General features: G+C 35.9%; 12 protein-coding genes and 5 pseudogenes. 3 read left to right on the forward strand and 14 right to left on the reverse strand.

The annotated features are described in order from the left end of the window. Nucleotides 1-103 precede the first annotated feature (103 nt). Nucleotides 104-338 (reverse strand): annotated as a pseudogene (locus QRY57_RS16960) (IS1595 family transposase); the annotation flags it as partial. Between the two features lie 38 nt (nucleotides 339-376). On the opposite strand from QRY57_RS16960, the pseudogene QRY57_RS16965 reads away from it, so the two are divergent. Beyond that, nucleotides 377-700, forward strand: a pseudogene (locus QRY57_RS16965) (ATP-binding protein); the annotation flags it as partial. Nucleotides 701-996: 296 nt separating this feature from the next. Here QRY57_RS16965 and QRY57_RS16970 read toward each other — a convergent pair. The 10 genes and pseudogenes from QRY57_RS16970 to QRY57_RS17015 form a co-directional block, all read right to left on the reverse strand. Next, nucleotides 997-1464: a DUF6985 domain-containing protein gene (locus tag QRY57_RS16970; RefSeq protein WP_286015662.1), complete on the reverse strand. Its 468-nt coding sequence runs from the start codon at nucleotides 1462-1464 to the stop codon at nucleotides 997-999. A gap of 538 nt (nucleotides 1465-2002) precedes the next feature. Next, nucleotides 2003-2542 carry an STM3941 family protein gene (locus tag QRY57_RS16975; RefSeq protein WP_286015663.1) on the reverse strand — a complete coding sequence of 180 codons (540 nt, stop codon included), beginning with the start codon at nucleotides 2540-2542 and terminating at the stop codon, nucleotides 2003-2005. 111 nt (nucleotides 2543-2653) lie between these two features. Then, a pseudogene (locus tag QRY57_RS16980) lies at nucleotides 2654-3229 on the reverse strand (TetR/AcrR family transcriptional regulator). 203 nt (nucleotides 3230-3432) lie between these two features. Beyond that, on the reverse strand, nucleotides 3433-4152 hold the full coding sequence (locus QRY57_RS16985) for a XylR N-terminal domain-containing protein (RefSeq protein ID WP_286015664.1): 720 nt from the start codon (nucleotides 4150-4152) through the stop codon (nucleotides 3433-3435). Nucleotides 4153-4539: 387 nt separating this feature from the next. Continuing rightward, nucleotides 4540-5751, reverse strand: coding sequence for an FAD-dependent monooxygenase (locus tag QRY57_RS16990; protein ID WP_286015665.1), 1212 nt, complete (start codon nucleotides 5749-5751; stop codon nucleotides 4540-4542). A 6-nt stretch (nucleotides 5752-5757) separates the two neighbouring features. Further along, a complete protein-coding gene (locus tag QRY57_RS16995) occupies nucleotides 5758-6153 on the reverse strand; it encodes an acyl-CoA thioesterase (RefSeq protein WP_286015666.1) in 396 nt (131 codons plus the stop codon). Between the two features lie 50 nt (nucleotides 6154-6203). Then, nucleotides 6204-7319, reverse strand: coding sequence for a cupin domain-containing protein (locus tag QRY57_RS17000; RefSeq protein ID WP_026591521.1), 1116 nt, complete (start codon nucleotides 7317-7319; stop codon nucleotides 6204-6206). 18 nt (nucleotides 7320-7337) lie between these two features. Continuing rightward, nucleotides 7338-7835 (reverse strand): DinB family protein, encoded by a 498-nt coding sequence (locus QRY57_RS17005; protein ID WP_286015667.1) that lies wholly within the window; start codon nucleotides 7833-7835, stop codon nucleotides 7338-7340. A gap of 2 nt (nucleotides 7836-7837) precedes the next feature. Beyond that, the gene (locus tag QRY57_RS17010) at nucleotides 7838-8794 is read right to left on the reverse strand and encodes a fumarylacetoacetate hydrolase family protein (protein WP_286015668.1); all 957 of its coding nucleotides are present in this window, start codon (nucleotides 8792-8794) and stop codon (nucleotides 7838-7840) included. 182 nt (nucleotides 8795-8976) lie between these two features. Continuing rightward, nucleotides 8977-10242, reverse strand: a complete 1266-nt coding sequence (locus QRY57_RS17015) for a phenylacetate--CoA ligase family protein (RefSeq protein ID WP_286015669.1) — start codon at nucleotides 10240-10242, stop codon at nucleotides 8977-8979. A 235-nt stretch (nucleotides 10243-10477) separates the two neighbouring features. Here QRY57_RS17015 and QRY57_RS17020 point away from each other — a divergent pair, with 235 nt between their 5' ends. Together QRY57_RS17020 and QRY57_RS17025 are read left to right on the forward strand one after the other, a co-directional pair. After that, on the forward strand, nucleotides 10478-11266 hold the full coding sequence (locus QRY57_RS17020; protein WP_286015670.1) for an IclR family transcriptional regulator: 789 nt from the start codon (nucleotides 10478-10480) through the stop codon (nucleotides 11264-11266). Then, complete coding sequence (locus QRY57_RS17025) at nucleotides 11247-12029, forward strand: IclR family transcriptional regulator (RefSeq protein WP_286015671.1); 783 nt, start codon at nucleotides 11247-11249, stop codon at nucleotides 12027-12029. The genes QRY57_RS17020 and QRY57_RS17025 overlap by 20 nt, the downstream gene beginning before the upstream one ends. 147 nt (nucleotides 12030-12176) lie before the next feature. Here the strand turns inward: QRY57_RS17025 and padC are convergent. From padC to QRY57_RS17040, 3 genes and pseudogenes are all read right to left on the reverse strand, one after another. Continuing rightward, nucleotides 12177-12344, reverse strand: a pseudogene (gene padC / locus QRY57_RS17030) (phenolic acid decarboxylase); the annotation flags it as partial. A gap of 901 nt (nucleotides 12345-13245) precedes the next feature. Then, nucleotides 13246-15633, reverse strand: a complete 2388-nt coding sequence (locus QRY57_RS17035; protein WP_208018486.1) for an immune inhibitor A domain-containing protein — start codon at nucleotides 15631-15633, stop codon at nucleotides 13246-13248. A 268-nt stretch (nucleotides 15634-15901) separates the two neighbouring features. Continuing rightward, nucleotides 15902-16390: pseudogene (locus tag QRY57_RS17040) on the reverse strand (IS4 family transposase); the annotation flags it as partial. Nucleotides 16391-16872: the final 482 nt, after the last annotated feature.

The raw sequence follows: 16872 nt of genomic DNA on the forward strand, positions 1-16872 counted from the left end.
TTAATTTTCTATTAAAAGATACGTTTTTTTTCACTAGAGAGATAAAAATTTTGTTTTGGGGATTCTTCAAAATATTAGCTTGATGGACATGTGGTGGGACCCATTATGCACTTCTAAGCATACCGACTGTTATACGATTATATTTTTGACACGCTGAAATGAGCATTTGCTCTACTCGTTTATCAAATGCTAAATCCTTGCCTAATTCGAGCCAACGGAACCAATAGAGGTAAGTTGTCCAAATACTGAGTTCCCACACCTCGAAAACGCTCCAACCAACCTTTTAAGCGATTGTGGAAGTTATTAACGTGTTGTATATGGAATATCCCTTTCTTAACACTCAGTAAATGAACGTAGCAATTTCATAGAGATTCCCCTTTTTTATCATTTAGAGAATGGATTTGAAAAAGGAACAAAAATTAAAAGAAGCATTGAAACCTTTGATGTATTAATTTTAGATGAATTAGGATATGTACCATTTCAAAAAGATGGTTCAGAATTATTGTTTCATATAATTGCAGACTGTTATGAACAAAAAAGTGTAATTGTGACCTCGAATTTAGAGTTCGGACAGTGGAATAAAGTATTTGGTGACAATAAATTAACAGCAGCCTTAGTAGACAGACTTGTCCATCACGCACACATATTAGCTTTTACTGGAGAAAGTTATCGTTTAAAGAACGCACTTTCTACTATTTAATAAAATTGAATATAAACGTTGGCAAGCCTGTGTATGTTTCTCTTCATTTGTCTGCACTTTGATATTGCAAAAAACAAAACGGTACATCTTTTTTATAAACAGTACGACTTTATTTCAAATCTACAACAAATAAAAACTGTGTAGAAATAATAAAGTTTTTTAATAATATATTGAACTATATAAATATATTTACATCAAAAGATATTAAAGATGTTTAAATTCATTAAACAAAAGCATCTTTTAGTTTAATAAGAAAGCTCGTATATTTTTTGATTACATTTCTATGAAATCATACATTAAACATAATTCCAATCTTTTCCGATATCACAATCCCCATATGGATTTATTCCATTAAATGCTCCGACATACATAACTTTTCCACTGCGAATGACCCATTCCATACCATGTTCTTCTTCCCATGTGCAATTTAATTCTAAATCAATGACAGGTTCAGATTTATTTTTAGGGTTCGGGATACATATAGTATTTGGTGTAATATAAAGTAGAACATCTGTCGGTTTAGAAAATTCTATAATATCTTCACCTATATTATCAAGAAATTCATTACAGTATCTAATAGATGCTTTACAAAGTTTATTTATCAGTTCCTCACTTAAAGCATTTAAGTATGTTATACATAGTTCTGCGTATTCAATATCTGCATTTTGGTCTATGTATACCAGAATATTTTGATCAAATAATTTGAAATAGGCCTCTCCTTCTAATTCGGAATATTCATTGGTTTTAAGGTTTTTAATAGCCACTTCCTTTAATACCTCCTTTAAATTGAATTTTTATATTATTTTACCACATAAGCAGTCCCTATTTTTTAAGGTTATTAACTATAACTACTCCTTTAGTCCAATAAGAAATAAACAACTTTATTATTTTTTAAAGACTGTATTGTCATTTAACAATAACATCGTATCTTTTTTAGAAACATCGTGACTTTGTTCAAAACATCGCATCTTTTTTTAAACGTAGTAACTTTATTTCAAATTTACAAGACCATGAATTACGGTAACCAACAGTAAACTGATGATAGAGAATTGGAATTCTTTGATTGAAGAGACAAAAAATCGCATCTATTATTAGAAACTTCACGAATTTATTTAAAACTTTGCGTCTTTCTTACAAACATCGTGACTTTATTTCAAATTCACAAGTGCCATACGATTTAAGAAATCCATAGAAGTGAAAAAGGCGAAAACGGAAGAATTGCGAGCGGCAGGACAAAATAAAAAAACATCTCTTTTTATCGAGATGTTTTTTCATAATACCTAAATCAATTCATCTGTTATATTATTTCGCTTCATCTTCAGAAATTAAAAAGCTTATATCATACTCTCCTAACTTTTCAAGTAATGAATCTGTATCGATTTTCAATAAATTCAAATGAATATAAAATGGTGTAAATCCAGAACGTTTATTAACTCGATACAGCCGTTGTCCTTTTGATGGTATAGAGGTGATATAGCGCTCTTCAACATCATCTTCCATCACAATTCCTAAATACCTTTGCCCTCCGATTGTATAAGGTAACAAACCGTATACATCCTCCAAAGCAATTTTCACAGGATATTTTTGGGTGTTAATAATTGTAATATATTCCGGCTCTAAAATGACGGCTGGATTATTTGCAATAATTTTTTGAATAGCTTTCCAAAGAGCAATTAGGACAACTAACGCAAAAACTCCAAATAAAAACCCAATTACAAAGTTAGGCTCCTCAGATAAAAATGCGTACGTAGCAATAAAAAGAAACATCGCTTCAATTGCCAAAATCAAAAACAATAATCCGATTACTTTTACCTTTGATTCATAAATATAATATTTCCCCATTCGATTCTCCCTATTAATATAAATCCACTTTGATTTTTCAACTTGTTTGTTCGCTACAATTTTTCTAAATCCAATATAACGATAAATTTCTTACACCAAAAACGCCTTTATTCATTCCCTTTCAAATTGAAAAATATCTTGATTGATCATTTGACGGAAGTATCTATCCATTTCTTCTGCTGAAACACTTTTTCTATTTTGTAACCACCATGCACTTAATGTTGTAATTACACCAGAATGGAATTCGATAATTAACTCAATTGGTACTGTATGATTTTTACAAAGTCGATTTAATTCTTGATTCTCCTGCTTCTTCATTTCACGAGTTTGATAATGCATAAAGCTAATAAATTGTTCATCATCCATTTGTGACTCTAATATTTTACCAATTTCTTTATGATGTAAAAATTGTTCCATCACTTGAAATGGCTTAGTTAATCGATCTAAAAGTGCTATTTGAAAAACTTCCTCTTGAAATTTTTTAATTCCAACTGCCAATAATGCATCTTTATCTTCAAAATGTTTATAAAATGTTGTTCGATGCACCATCGCACGATCACAGATTTGATTGATGGTAATAGAACTATATTTCTGTTTTGACTGCGTCATTAATTCAAATAAAGACTCCTACAATAATTTATGTGTACGTCTAACACGTAAATCCAACTGTTCTTCATTATTTTCCATCTACACTTCTCCTTTTTTGTAGATTAATTATACAACTTATGGAAATTGATTCTCCCCTTTTAATCTACATGTGTATATCATATTGCATATAATCCTTAGTATACAAGTGTATTAAAAACAATCAATGCAGGAAGTAATCTAAGGGGAGTATGTTTCTGGGCCAGACGGATTAGGTAGTCAAATTTTGTTCTATTGTATTCTGACTAGACATGGAGGAATTTATATGGAAAATACAGTATAATGTTTAGAGTCTTCTTTAAATCCTCTTTTTGTTTTTCAATACTCCGATAAGCCCTATCTAATTCTATTGATAGATTCTCTTCCTCATAAAGATGCAGAATATCATTTATTTCAGTACCCCAGTCTTCAATTGGTTTTCCAATATATCTACAATAAGGGTCCCCTTTACCAACACACTCAACTTCTTTAAAAACACCCCTCCGTCCTAAATAGTAACTTCCATAGCCCCCAGCATATCCTATCAGCGTGGAGCATACGGGCTCATGGTGGTGACCAAAATGTTTAATATGCTGTTCTGCTTCATAGGAATGATACCAATATCCTTCTGAATAGAATTCACCCTTCTCTTTGTTAGCTCGAAGTTCTATTGAATCAACTAGAACAGTTCCCTCAATGGAGTGAATCTTTGGGGCAGCATGGAGCCATTCCAGTTCCTCTTCCCATGGAAGCATTTCTTTTATATATTTTGCATCATTTACGCCACAATTCCACCCATATCGAAGCAAAAAACCCTTAGCCCGTTCATGACCCAAAACGGAAATAAGGTCTTTTCGTAAGGTTCCATATGAATCTGCTCCCGTAAAAATAGTTCTACGATCCTTGAAAAATACCTTTCCTTCATCCTTTTGGAAAAGCAATGAATCTGCGACCAAATCTGCTCCCGATAAATCCTTTGCTTGCATAGTTCCACCTCAATTATGATTGGATATATTTACGTTAGATTCTAGCTTGCTTTTATTGCTAGTTTACAGATTATTTCGAATTTTATTCAATACAATTATAACATTTAGTTAATCGTATCAAATCTATCCAATCTATTAATTCAAATAAAAATGGATGAAACCATTACGATTTCACCCTTAAATAACGCCTATATTTCCCTGAAATGGATTTTTCATCAATATCTCATCCAAGACAGCCATGGCCTCAAAATAAGAAATGTTTTTTTCCAATATGTTGATTAACAAAAACATCCGCTTTTTACTTCAACAAATTTAACAGTATTTCCAACAGAAGTCCCCTTCTTCAAACAACTCGTAAGAGTGTTAAGGAGGGGTCATTCACTTATATTAGTACTTTGTTGATAATGCTGGTGGACCAGAACGTGGTCCAAATGGGCCTTCGTCAAGCCATTTTCCTAATTTCGGAATATGAGGTGCTAAGAAAGCGCTGATTTCTCGTTTTAGTTTAATCTCTTCATTCGTACCTTGAATATGTTCAAGAGCTAAGTTTGAACACTCACGATTATATAGACCAGCGTTTAAACGCTCATTTGCTGCAGCTTTAATGGCCGAACGAGCTTCCTCAATTGTATCAGCCTTTAATGCTGATACAATACCTTTCACACCAACTATTGCATCCGGTACCCCTGAATTTAATCCGCGTGCACCGAAAGGAGCGAATAAATGGGCAGCTTCACCAGCTAAAATAATGCGACGATTTTCATCAGTGTAGGTTTCTGCAACAACTTGATAGAAGGTATAGGTTGATATCCATGTAATACGTTCTGTATACTTTGGATTCAGTACTTTTGGAAGCCATTCGCGTACACCCTCTTCTGAACCGTAATATGCCCTATCATCTTCATCAAATAACTGTAAATCGATTCGCCATCCCCCAGTAAACGGGACATACATCACATTGCGTCCCCCAGCATCAGGATGTTGATAATGAAAAGTACGTTCTATTGGAAGTGGATTTTCTTCATCCTCTTTTACATCAACTACCACAAACGCATCACTCGTACGCGGCCCTTCGAATTTGATTCCGACTGACTTTCTTACTGCAGAATGTGCACCATCTGCTGCGAGAACATATTTTGCTTTCCAAACATCTTTTTCAGTTTCAATCGTAACGCCATCATTTGAAGTGACTACATCTTTCACTGGTTCTCCCCATATAAATTCAATATTGGCAGCTTGACAGGCTTTAAACAACGCTTTTTCAATTTCGTGCTGATGTAAACTTGCGAACGCTGGAATTGTGTTTGGAGCCGGTGGCTCATACACACGTTTGTAAACCGGTTCTCCCCGATAGTATGTTTTCTTTACTGGCCAAACAATACCAATATCCGCTAATTCGAAACCTAAGCCTGAGGATATACTTTCTAATAGTTTTAAAGTCTCTCTATGAAGATAAATGGCGCGACTGCCTGCACGCTCGCGTCCTTCTGGTTCGGCTTCAATAATGGTTGCCCGAATACCTTGATTATGTAATGCAAGGGCAGCAGTCATACCAACTGGACCTGCACCAACCACCAATACTTCACGTATGTTTGCCATTTTAATCTACTCCTCTAATAGTCTCTTTTTCACATGTTCTGGAATGGCGACTGCCTTCGTACGCTCTTCTGCTGTTGAAGCCCAAGCCCGGACTTCATAGCCTTCCGCTACAAGTTGACCTTCACAATAAAAATGATGTGATAATTTAAATACTTTTTCTTTTAGAAATTTAATTTTCGAACGTACTATCAGTTCTGTATTGTATAGAACTGGTTGTTTAAAATTACAATGTGTTTCAATCAAAGGTAAAACAATATTCTCTTTAAATAAAGTATCCGTCGGATGTCCTATTAAGGAGAAAATTTCATGTGTTGCTTCATCCATCCATTTATAATAATTCGGATAAAATACTATTCCCGCAGCGTCTGTGTCTCCCCAATGCACTTTTACTTTGTAATCCATTTATTTATCTCCTTCTTTTCCAGTAACCCCAGCAGTTGATTTTAAAACTTTTACACTAAAATAGCAGGTTCAAATTCTCCCGTTACTTCTTGATAGCCATTGTTACTCTCAAATGGTTTTTCTTGTTCAAGATCGAATTTTTCCATGATTGGTAAATCATTTACAGAGAAGAAGAAAGTATCCTCTAATGCCACATGCTCGTGTACAGCCCAGTTCGGAATGATAAAATAATCCCCTTTTGCCCAATCAAATCGAACACCATTAATAATGCTGTAACCAGAACCTTTAAATACTTGATAAATCGCTGAATGTGTATGACGGTGAGCCTTTGAGTGGAACCCTTTTGGAAGCTTTTGCATCCAAGCTCCAATGTTTGGATTGGCTGTTTCACCGTTTGATGGATTAATATATTCCACCGCATATCCATCATATGGATCTGGCTCAAAGCGAGATAACCCTTCAATTGCTTGTAATGTTTTATTCCATTTATAATTGCCCAGTGGCGCTACCTTAGAATTACGGTCAGAAATCGGTCGAACCATACCACCCTCATAGCGCTGTGCTGTATAATTATCAGGAACTTTCGGCTGTTCAATTCTTTCAGGATATGGCTCAAAGAAAGTTCCGCCCATCATATAGATTGTTGGGATATCAAGAACATCCATCCAAATCATAGGCTCTGTGCCCTCATGGCCATGTCCATGCCATAGATTCTTGGGAGTGATGACAAAATCCCCTTCTTCCATAAAAATTCGTTCGCCTTCTACAATAGAGTAAGCGCCTTCACCTTTTGTAATAAAACGTAATGCATTTTGCGTATGACGATGCGACGGAGCTACTTCACCCGGCTGGAGAAGTTGTACTGCAGCATAAAGGGTTTGTGATGTCGAAGCCCATCCCCATGGCTGACGATAGTCCAAACCTGGATTTTGCAAATAAATAGCTCTTCGTTCACCGCCGCGATCTGGCGTAAAGATTTGCGCCGCTTCCATTAATTTCTTCTCAAGCAGCTCCCATTTCCAAAGGTATGCTTGTGCATGCGGCTCAGGCTGGTGATGCATTAAGGCTGGAATCGCCTCCCAAAGCGGTCCAAGATTGTATTGCCGAATATCTTTTGTAAAGTCTTGGACAATTTTACTTTTGAAAAACTCGTTTTGCTCTGCCATTCTATATCCCCCCGAATATTACTGATTGACTTTGGATAAATTACGCTCAATTTGGCCAAAATGCTTACTTGTGTGTTCTACGAGTAAATGATCGACGATAAAGGAAATTGGTTTTGTTCCAAAGCGAGGATTTCGGCTTGGTGCTTCAAGCGATAATTTCTCCTCATCTAATTTTCCTAACGTCTGCTCAACACGATACTTAAGTTCCTCAAGTTGTTTCAAAACATCCGATACTGAAGTGCTATCAACCTTATCTTTATTTACTGCCTCCAAACGATCTTCTTGCTGTAGACCGCGTCCCCATTCCTTACCAGGAGTCTCTAAAAGAAGTTCAATTTCATCCAGCCAATAAGGGACAGCTTCCACAAGATGGCAAAAAATTTGCATAATGGACCATTCTTCTTCTGTAGGATTCCAGCGAATGACTTCTTCTGAAAGTCTTTTCGCTTTCAGAAGAATTTGATCCAATGACTGCTTAACAGTTTCAATAGAGTCATTTATCGTTAAACTCGTCATGATTATTTCACCTCTGCTGGTTCTTTAACAGTTGTAACCTTATTTTCCAATACGCCAATTTGATCAATTTCGATTCTTACGATATCTCCATCCTTTAAGAAAACCTGCGGATTACGGGCAACACCGACTCCTCCTGGTGTTCCTGTTAAAATTACATCTCCCGGCTCAAGCGTCATCAAGTTGGATAAAAATTCAATTAAATACTGAACAGAGAATACTAGATTAGCTGTATTGGACCGTTGGCGTTCTTCACCATTAACGGTTAGTACTACTTCTAAACCAGATGGATTTGTAAGTTCATCTGAAGTAATCAGCCATGGCCCCATAGGTGCACTGCCTTCAACCGTTTTCCCTTGAAGCCATTGAAGTGTGCGGCGCTGCAAGTCGCGGTATGTCACGTCATTCACGATGGTATAACCGGCCACATAATCAAGCGCTTCGGCTTGTGGCACATTTCTTGCACGTTTCCCAATTACAAAAGCAAACTCTGCTTCATAATCAAGCTGTTCTGAAATTGGAAAGAATGGAATATCATCCTGTGGTCCAACGACAGTATTCGCAAACTTAGCGAAAACAACCGGATATGGCGGAAGTTCACGCTTCATTTCCAAAATATGTTCACGATAGTTATGACCGACACAAATCATTTTTCCTGGTGCTGGAACCGGAGCTTCAACTTTTACTTCACTTAAATCGTATATAAGTCTATAACCATTTACTGTTTTATTTTCTAAAGCAAATTCAATTGCTTTTTTAGCAAGTTTAGCGCTTTCATTTCCACCTTGTAAAAACCCTGTCATATCTGCTGGAACATATGCATCTGTAATTTGTTGGGCACGAATTTTTCCTTCTGATGTTAGTAAAGACTTATATGCAATATGAAGATCAATAACTTGATCATTAAGAATAGCTCCGGTACGATGTGAAATTCCTTCACGGCTAAATGTAATTAATTTCATGAGTGTTCCTCCAGGTAAATTTATTTTTTAGTGTTATAAAAGTTTCAATTATCCTAAGCTATAATTTAATAAAAGAATCTTTTACTCTACTAAAATGGATTTATTTTTCTAAATATAAACTTGAATATAATACAATTCCTTCAGTGGAAAATGTCTCCTTAATGTACTTTGGTATGTACTCCCTATTTTGCAGTACGATTGTCGATAACACGACGAGCCTTCATCGTGAAACGTGTTAAGGAATTGTCTTCCATTCGCTCAACATCAATTCTGAGACCCACACGTTTTCTTAACGATTGCGCTAAAGCCGGAACAACTTTTTCAGGGCCTTCAATTTGAATTTTTACTTGATTCATTTCCTGTTCTGTATAATAAATAATTCGAAATTCCTTAATGGAGTCGAATTCACGAACAATTGCTTCAAGAGATGAAGGGTAAATATTAACTCCACGTATGACAACCATATCATCTGTACGCCCTAACAAACCGCCTGGTAAAAATAAAAATGGATTTCCACATGTACAAGCATCCGGTTTATATACAACAACATCCCCAGTACGATAGCGAATCATCGGATAACCGAAACGTCCAAGATTTGTTAATACGAGCTCTCCACGTTCACCAGGTGCCACATGGTCTAAGGTATCTGGATTTATAACCTCAGCAATGAATTGTGTTTCATTCACATGTAATCCACTTTGTTCTTTGCAAGAATAGCCGTATGCACCCATTTCAGTCATTCCAACATGATCAAATAGCTTAGCTCCCCATAATCGTTCAATTTGAGAACGTGTAGAAGGAACCGATCCTCCTGGTTCTCCAGCTGTAACGATTTTTTCAATAGTTGAGTCTTTAATATTTAGCTCCAACTTTTCGGCCACCTCTGCTAAATGAAGTGCATAGCTTGGTGTGCAAAAAAGAACTGTTGCTTTGTTTTGAAGTATACTGTTTAAACGTTCCTCCGAAGACATGCTCCCACCTGGAATGGCCATGCTGCCGAGTTTTTGAACAGCTTCATGTGCTGCCCAAAACCCGATAAAAGGTCCAAATGAAAATGCTAAATATGCACGATCATTATTCGTTACACCTGCAGATTTTAAAACTACCAACCAACAATCTGACCACCAATTCCAACTTTCCGTCGTGTCGAGTACCTTTAAAGGTCGTCCTGTCGTTCCTGATGTCTGGTGATAGCGAATATAGCTATCTTCTGGATATGAATGATTTCGACCGTATGGAGGATTTATGGTTTGATCTTCAGCTAATTCGCTTTTCGTTGTAAATGGTAGATGACTTAAATCTTTCAGTGAAGTAATAGGTAAGTTTATACCTTTAAGTTTTTCCTTATAAAACTCATTAAAGCCTTTAACAAAAACTAATAGCTCATTTAACTTTTGCATTTGGTAAGATTTAAGATCAACTTTTGTCTCGTAGACTTGATGATCCACTAAACATCCACCTCACTTTTATTTTATTGAAATTTACAAAAATTCAATAAACCTTGTAAAAATAATAAAACAAGATTAACACTATGAAAATGCTTTTATACCGCTATGTGGAACAAGGAGAACAAATTTTTTTATAAATTGTGAAGGTTTACTTATGGTTGAAGTAGTATTCATATATAAAAGAAAACTTTTGTTCTTTGGAGTTATGGTTTATTTATAGGGGGAATATTTATTTATGTCTCGCACGACAAACAGCTCATTAACAAATGCACTTCGCATTTTAAAGAACTTTTCTATTGACCATCCAGAATTCACATTATACGAAATTACAGATCATATTGGTGTTTCCAAAAGTACGGCTTGTAGACTTCTTCAAACATTAGAAAGCGAAGGATTTGTTTATCGAAATATAAAGTTTAATTCGTATCGTTTAGGATCTTCCATACTCGCACTATCGAATACAGTTATCGATCAAATAGCCAACTTAAAGGAAACTACACATTTTTTAAAACAATTAACTATAAAAACAGGTGAATCCTCACACATTGCTATTTTAGAAAACACTAATGTCATATATTTAAAAAAAGAAGATAGCCAGCACCGCGTTCAATTACTGTCACATATTGGACGCCGTAACCCTGCACACTGTACGGCGTCTGGTCAAGCCATTTTAGCATTTATTAATCCTCTAACGATTGAAAAACTATTCGAACATGGTTTAGAACAAACGACCCAATATTCAATTGTAAGTTTACCGATGTTAAAAGAAAAATTAGCGACTATTCGAAAGCAAGGCTATTCTATTAGTAAAGGTGAATTCATTGAAAATATCGTGTCAGTCGGAGCTCCCATTTACAATAAAAAGAATCAAGCATTCGCTGCAATTAGTGTTGCTGGTCCAAAGAAACGAATCCTACCAAACTTACAAAAGATCGTCGAAAACGTACTCTTCACAAGTGAAAATATTACAAAATACGTTCAAGCCCACATAAAGGATGTTGACATTGAAACATTTATTCAATGAAAAATATTTAGTTGCCTCTGTAAAAAATGCCATGCGCATTTTAAGACTTTTTACACCGAAGCAAAATGAATTAGGAATAACAGAAATGGCGAAAAAGCTTGATTTATCTAAAAGCACAGTGCATCGTTATGTGAAAGAACTAGTACAAGAAGGATTTTTAGTCCAAAATAAATCAAATGGTTATTATCGCCTTGGCCTATCAAATTTAGCATTAGGCGGTATTGTCCAATTGAACAAAGAAATGTACACAGACGCTATACCAATACTTACCAAACTTACAAATCGTTTTCAGTTACTAGCACATATTTGCGTAGTGGAACACAATCGTGTTGTCTACTTAATACGTGAAATGGGCAATCAACCCGTGAAATTAATTACGAAAAGCGGGCGGCACAACGACATACACTGTACAGCAGAAGGACTCGTAATTTTAGCGTTCAAAAGTAAAGACATTATAAACAATGTCCTCACACAGGATTTAAAAAAGTACACAAAATACACAGATACTGACCCGGTGCTTTTGAAACAAAAAATTTTAAAAATCCGCTCCAATCAATACGCTGTCACAAAGGATATGTATGCAATCGGGTTTATCAGTTTAGCGGTGCCAATTCGAGATTATACAGGTGAGGTCGTTTCTTCTCTCGCCCTTATTGGAGAATCAAAAAATGTTATGACAAATGAATACGACGAAATAATTAAAGAGTTACAAAGGAGTGCTAAAAAAATCTCAGAGCAGTTGGGATACTATGACCAATTATAGTACCCCTCTCCCCGTTTGTTTAAGTGTATTCCTTCACTTCTTGCATTCTTTAAACAATCAATCTGTTCAATAAACGAAAAGGCAGTCCTTTTAAGGACTGCCTTTTCGTTTATTTTTAGTTGATGAACTTCCATAGATACAATCTAATTAATACGTTAATTTTCCTAAACGAATATCATTAGTCATACCCTCATAAGGTGCCTGAAATATGACTTTTTCATTATTGACTCTCTCATTTTTGAAATATGTGATATCAACAAACTCAGGAACAACATGCTTTGGATAGGTTTCATATTTTATGCGAGACTCTTCCATTCAGTACATATCTTCACAATCTTGCTTTTTTTATAATCCAGATACCTCAACATGTACCATAAATCAAAAGGCTATCCTTGCAAAGATAGCCTTTTGATTTATTTTTAGTAGATTGACTTCCATGGATAAATAAAAATAAAGCGTTCCGATTAAAAAGTTATTTTTCCTGAACGGATATCATTGGTCATACCCTCATAAGGTGCTTGGGATATAACTTTTTCGTTATTGACACCCCATCGCCATCAAGCTAAGAAAAGCGAATACCCCAAAACGAAATTTTTATCTTTCCACAGTTATTTATAACATCCCTGCTCATTTTTTCGTTTTGGGGAACAAATAATTTCTTAACTTGATAGCGATGTGGTGATATCCCTTATTTAACATTTCATGTAAACCAATTTGGAAAATATAGACCAGATTTTAATCGGCGTCCTCCAGATATTGAATTTGATATACCTGTATCACCGATTCCAATTGAAACAGCTGGTTAATCTAAGCATGAGAGGAGGACAATTCATATAACCTTCTCTTTTGCTTTACGTTTGTATGTGGCTCCAAAAAGAAAGAATCGTTGCCGTACCCCATAAGTGGGTCTGATATAATCCTAAATATAAAAACAGAGAAAAAAGTCCTGGTTTCTATCACCATCCCAAAGACATTGGTATATTTTCATTTCCCTCAAAAAAATGCCTTTATTTATGGTACAGTTTCCATCTATAAATGCTAAACTACATCCTCAACAATACGGTGTAAGCGTAATTTAATTGGAATAATACCCTTTACCAAACTTCTAAATGAAATGTATGGCTGAGTAGTTGCTATTATTTTATTAATAACTTGAAATATATGTTTCTATGAAAAAAGCTGTTGAAAGGAATCCCCTTCAACAGCTTCTCCATTATTAACGATATAAACGAACTGCACCCGCAGAATTATCATCTGCTTGTCCAACGACTTCGAATTTTAATCCAAGTTTCGGTACTTTACGCCCTGCATCTGGGATTAAGTTGTTCATATAAGATTTCGAATCATCAAACTTCGTTACACCTGGTAATCCGTTATACTCAAATGTTCCGCGTGATGGAGATACAACTTTCCACGCTGGTGTTTGGTTAAAGGAGAACGCAGCATCTGCAATTTGATATCGTGTACTATTTTTAACAGTTGGTTTACCGTTTAACGTTCCAACAATTGCCTCTGGGTGAGAGTCAACAACTCCTAAGAAACCTTCGCCCGGATGAATACCAACCCAGTTATCTGTAAAGCTAGAGTCTGCATACCATACAACAAGACCTGTATTGTACGCTACACCGCTGCTATATTTTAACGCTTCATCAGCACCAGCATAGTTTCTCCACTCTAAATAGTAGTTATGTTTCTTCTTATAAAAGCCGTCTGATACAACGAAACCGTTTAATTTAAATTGTGATTCACCTTCTGCATCATCAGAGAACACAACTTTTCCATCGACAGTTAATGTTGCATTATCAAGAGTAAAACCACTTGGTGCTGTAGCACCATCTGTAATATATTCGAATACTAATTTTACTTTTTGACCTTTAAATTTGCTTAAGTCATATGATTTATCTATCCATTTTCCTTCTGTTGTGTCTAGACCATTTTTAACATTCTTTTCACCAATTCGATCCACTAACGTTTTCGTACCATCTTCTGTCACTGCATGTACTTCAAGGAAGTCCCAACCAGTTTCAATTTCATACAATGATTTGTAATCAAACTTCGCATTTGTTGCATTTGTTAAATCAAACACTGGCGTTTCTAGTGTCGTATGAAGATCATCGCCTTTTGTACTAAAGTAATATTTCTTACCAAATGCAGGCTCAATACCTTTTACATCTTTATCTGGTAAGTTAACACGAATCAGACCAGGACGAGCTGATTTCGTTACACTTTGATCTAAGTATGTCGCAAAACCGATACCGCGATTTAATTTATCATAGTCAGTCTCTACAATATTCGCCCAGTTTCCGCCAATGTTCTTTTGAAAGAACTCTTTGTTTTGCGGAGAGAAACTTGGTGGCGTTGAACCTGCAATTTTACCTGCCCAGCTGCCGCCGCTCATAACAGACCAAGAGTTAATCGGCTCACCTGATCCAGAGTATTGCGTATCATACTCATCTGGAAGACCTAAATCATGACCAAACTCATGTGCGAATACACCAACTGCTCCGTCTTCTGGCTCAATTGTGTAATCGTATGCTGCCATTTTACCGCCCCAGTTATCCACTTTTGCTTTTGTTCCTTCAATTGGATATGGCTTTCCAAGATTCCAGCGGTGTGACCAAATTGCGTCATCACCTAATCTACCGCCGCCTCCATCTTGACCAACTCCAGCATGAATGACCATTAAGTGATCAACCAGTCCATCTGGTTCATTTTTATTTCCGTCTCCATCAAAGTCATATTGATCATACTGGTCAAATTCAGATAAATCCATACCGCTTGCTACAGCTGCATCTAATGACTCTTTTACAAGATCACGAGGTCCTTTTGGTCCTTTATTATCATGACCGCCATCGCCAGCATCTGCCCCATAATCCGCTGCTTTACCTGGAACCGTTAACCACTTTGTTACTGTTCCATCAACTGTATAGCTACCGCCTGATTGCTCTTCATAATATTGCTTAAATGTCGAGATTTTCGAACCATCAAATAACGTAAACGGCTTATCACCAAACAACATGTTTTGATAATGTTCTGGCGTAAAGTCGTTTGAATACATATAACCTGGTACTTGATCAATATTGTTATGCTTAAAATCAGCATATTCTACTAGCAATACAAGTACTTTATCTTTGCGAACATCACCATTATATTGTTTTTGCTTCGCTGAAGAAGTTGGTACTTTTCCGTTTAATCCACCTTTAACCTGCTCTTGCCCAGCTACCGGACTACCAATAGGTTGATCAGCTTTTTCTTTCATATCTGCTTTTGCATCTTTCACTTTTTTCAAAAAGTCAGAAGCTTCTCTCGAGACACTGTCCCCCGCTGCTGGTTCTTTTCCAGCATTCTTGCCTTTTTTCTTCTCTACATATTTTTCAACAGCTTTTAATGTGTCTTCTTTCGACGCAGATTTACTAATTACACCACGCTGCTTCAACGCGTCTGCTAGACGATCCTCCGGAATTAAATTTTCATCAATTGGACTTAAAGATTCTACATTAGACGGCGTTGCCGCATAAACAGATTGACTACCAAACCCAAATGTGCAACTAAGCACAGCTGCCGCCGCAAGCGTAGACAGCACTTTAAAAGGCTTTTTCTTCATCCTTATTCCTCCCCAATCTTAAATACATAGCAATATTTTGATAATAAAGAAAATTCTATCGATTTGCAAGATATTGTCTTTATTTGTAATATTTTTGAAAATATCCTTTGTTTTAGATTGATATATATTCTGATCAATAGATATTTTTGGAATATATTAGGGGTACAGCAGCGCTCACTACTTTTTGAGGTCACTCATTATTTTAGTTAACAGAATTAAAGTTCCGTTAACTTTTGGAGATGAATGTAACAAGATTAGTTTACAGAACACTTAATAAATCATATTCTAGTTGAATTTTCACGCCAGCATTTTGACCACTACCACCTGAACCTTGATATGTCGAAGTGAATTTATCCGGAATCTGAAAATGTGTAGAATCCAATACACGAATACGGTGAAAATAGTTTGTATACAAAGTTGAAATTTTACTAGAAGAACAAAATTGTTGATGAAGTAAATACGCCAATACTTGTTGTAAAAACTGTACAGCTCTTGAATTAAAACGTTGATTGAGTCCTTCTGGGCTCATAGAAATACCTGTGTTTGCTTCTAATCGACTACATAGTTGTGTCAATGAAGTGTTTGCTATGTTTTCGCTTAACCACACACATAAAGCTACTAAATCTTGTGCTCGATATTTACTTTTTCGTTGAACAAACCCTATCTCTCTAGCTAATTTCTCTAGAGCATGCGGTGACATATACCGTTGCAACTCTTTAGCAAACAATTCTAGTTCATCAAAAATTGATAAGTTCATATCAAAAACGCCATCCTTTCCTATGATTCTACAGAAAGAATAGCGTTTTTTTAATTTTAGGGAAATTTTATTTTGCTAACTTGATATCGATCCAGCAGTCCTCCTATAGAAGGACATATTAAATGAAAAATCGAGCTGAGCTCCTATGGACAACTATGAAAGGATGAAATTTTCGTTTTGAGGATGCTTCAGAAGTTTAGGGTGATGGGTATGTATGGTGATCCCTATTAGGCTAAACTTCTATAATGCTTTCAGAATGAAAACGTGATGTCTTTTATGACAACCAAGTTTATTTTTATCGTTGTGGGGGGGGACACCAAAATCTTAAGTTGATGGGCATGCGGCTGAACCCCAATATTTATAAGAAATATGGTTGTATTTAATAGCATACTCTGTTTCTTCTAATTCGCCTATACCTCTTACGTATGGTGCTACCCCGTCTAAAACATTTTTTTAATCAAGCACCATGTACTCTAAAGAGT

The organism is Bacillus arachidis, from assembly GCF_030285945.1.
Classification (GTDB): Bacteria; Bacillota; Bacilli; order Bacillales; family Bacillaceae_G; genus Bacillus_A; species Bacillus_A arachidis.

Bases quoted from the DNA above. Each gene is read 5' to 3' on its own strand.
- QRY57_RS17035 (WP_208018486.1), bottom strand. From the start codon at position 15,633: ATGAAGAAAAAGCCTTTTAAAGTGCTGTCTACGCTTGCGGCGGCAGCT.
- QRY57_RS17005 (WP_286015667.1), bottom strand. From the start codon at position 7,835: ATGACGAGTTTAACGATAAATGACTCTATTGAAACTGTTAAGCAGTCA.
- QRY57_RS17010 (WP_286015668.1), bottom strand. From the start codon at position 8,794: ATGAAATTAATTACATTTAGCCGTGAAGGAATTTCACATCGTACCGGA.
- QRY57_RS16990 (WP_286015665.1), bottom strand. From the start codon at position 5,751: ATGGCAAACATACGTGAAGTATTGGTGGTTGGTGCAGGTCCAGTTGGT.
- QRY57_RS16985 (WP_286015664.1), bottom strand. From the start codon at position 4,152: ATGCAAGCAAAGGATTTATCGGGAGCAGATTTGGTCGCAGATTCATTG.
- QRY57_RS16975 (WP_286015663.1), bottom strand. From the start codon at position 2,542: ATGGGGAAATATTATATTTATGAATCAAAGGTAAAAGTAATCGGATTA.
- QRY57_RS17020 (WP_286015670.1), top strand. From the start codon at position 10,478: ATGTCTCGCACGACAAACAGCTCATTAACAAATGCACTTCGCATTTTA.
- QRY57_RS17000 (WP_026591521.1), bottom strand. From the start codon at position 7,319: ATGGCAGAGCAAAACGAGTTTTTCAAAAGTAAAATTGTCCAAGACTTT.
- QRY57_RS16995 (WP_286015666.1), bottom strand. From the start codon at position 6,153: ATGGATTACAAAGTAAAAGTGCATTGGGGAGACACAGACGCTGCGGGA.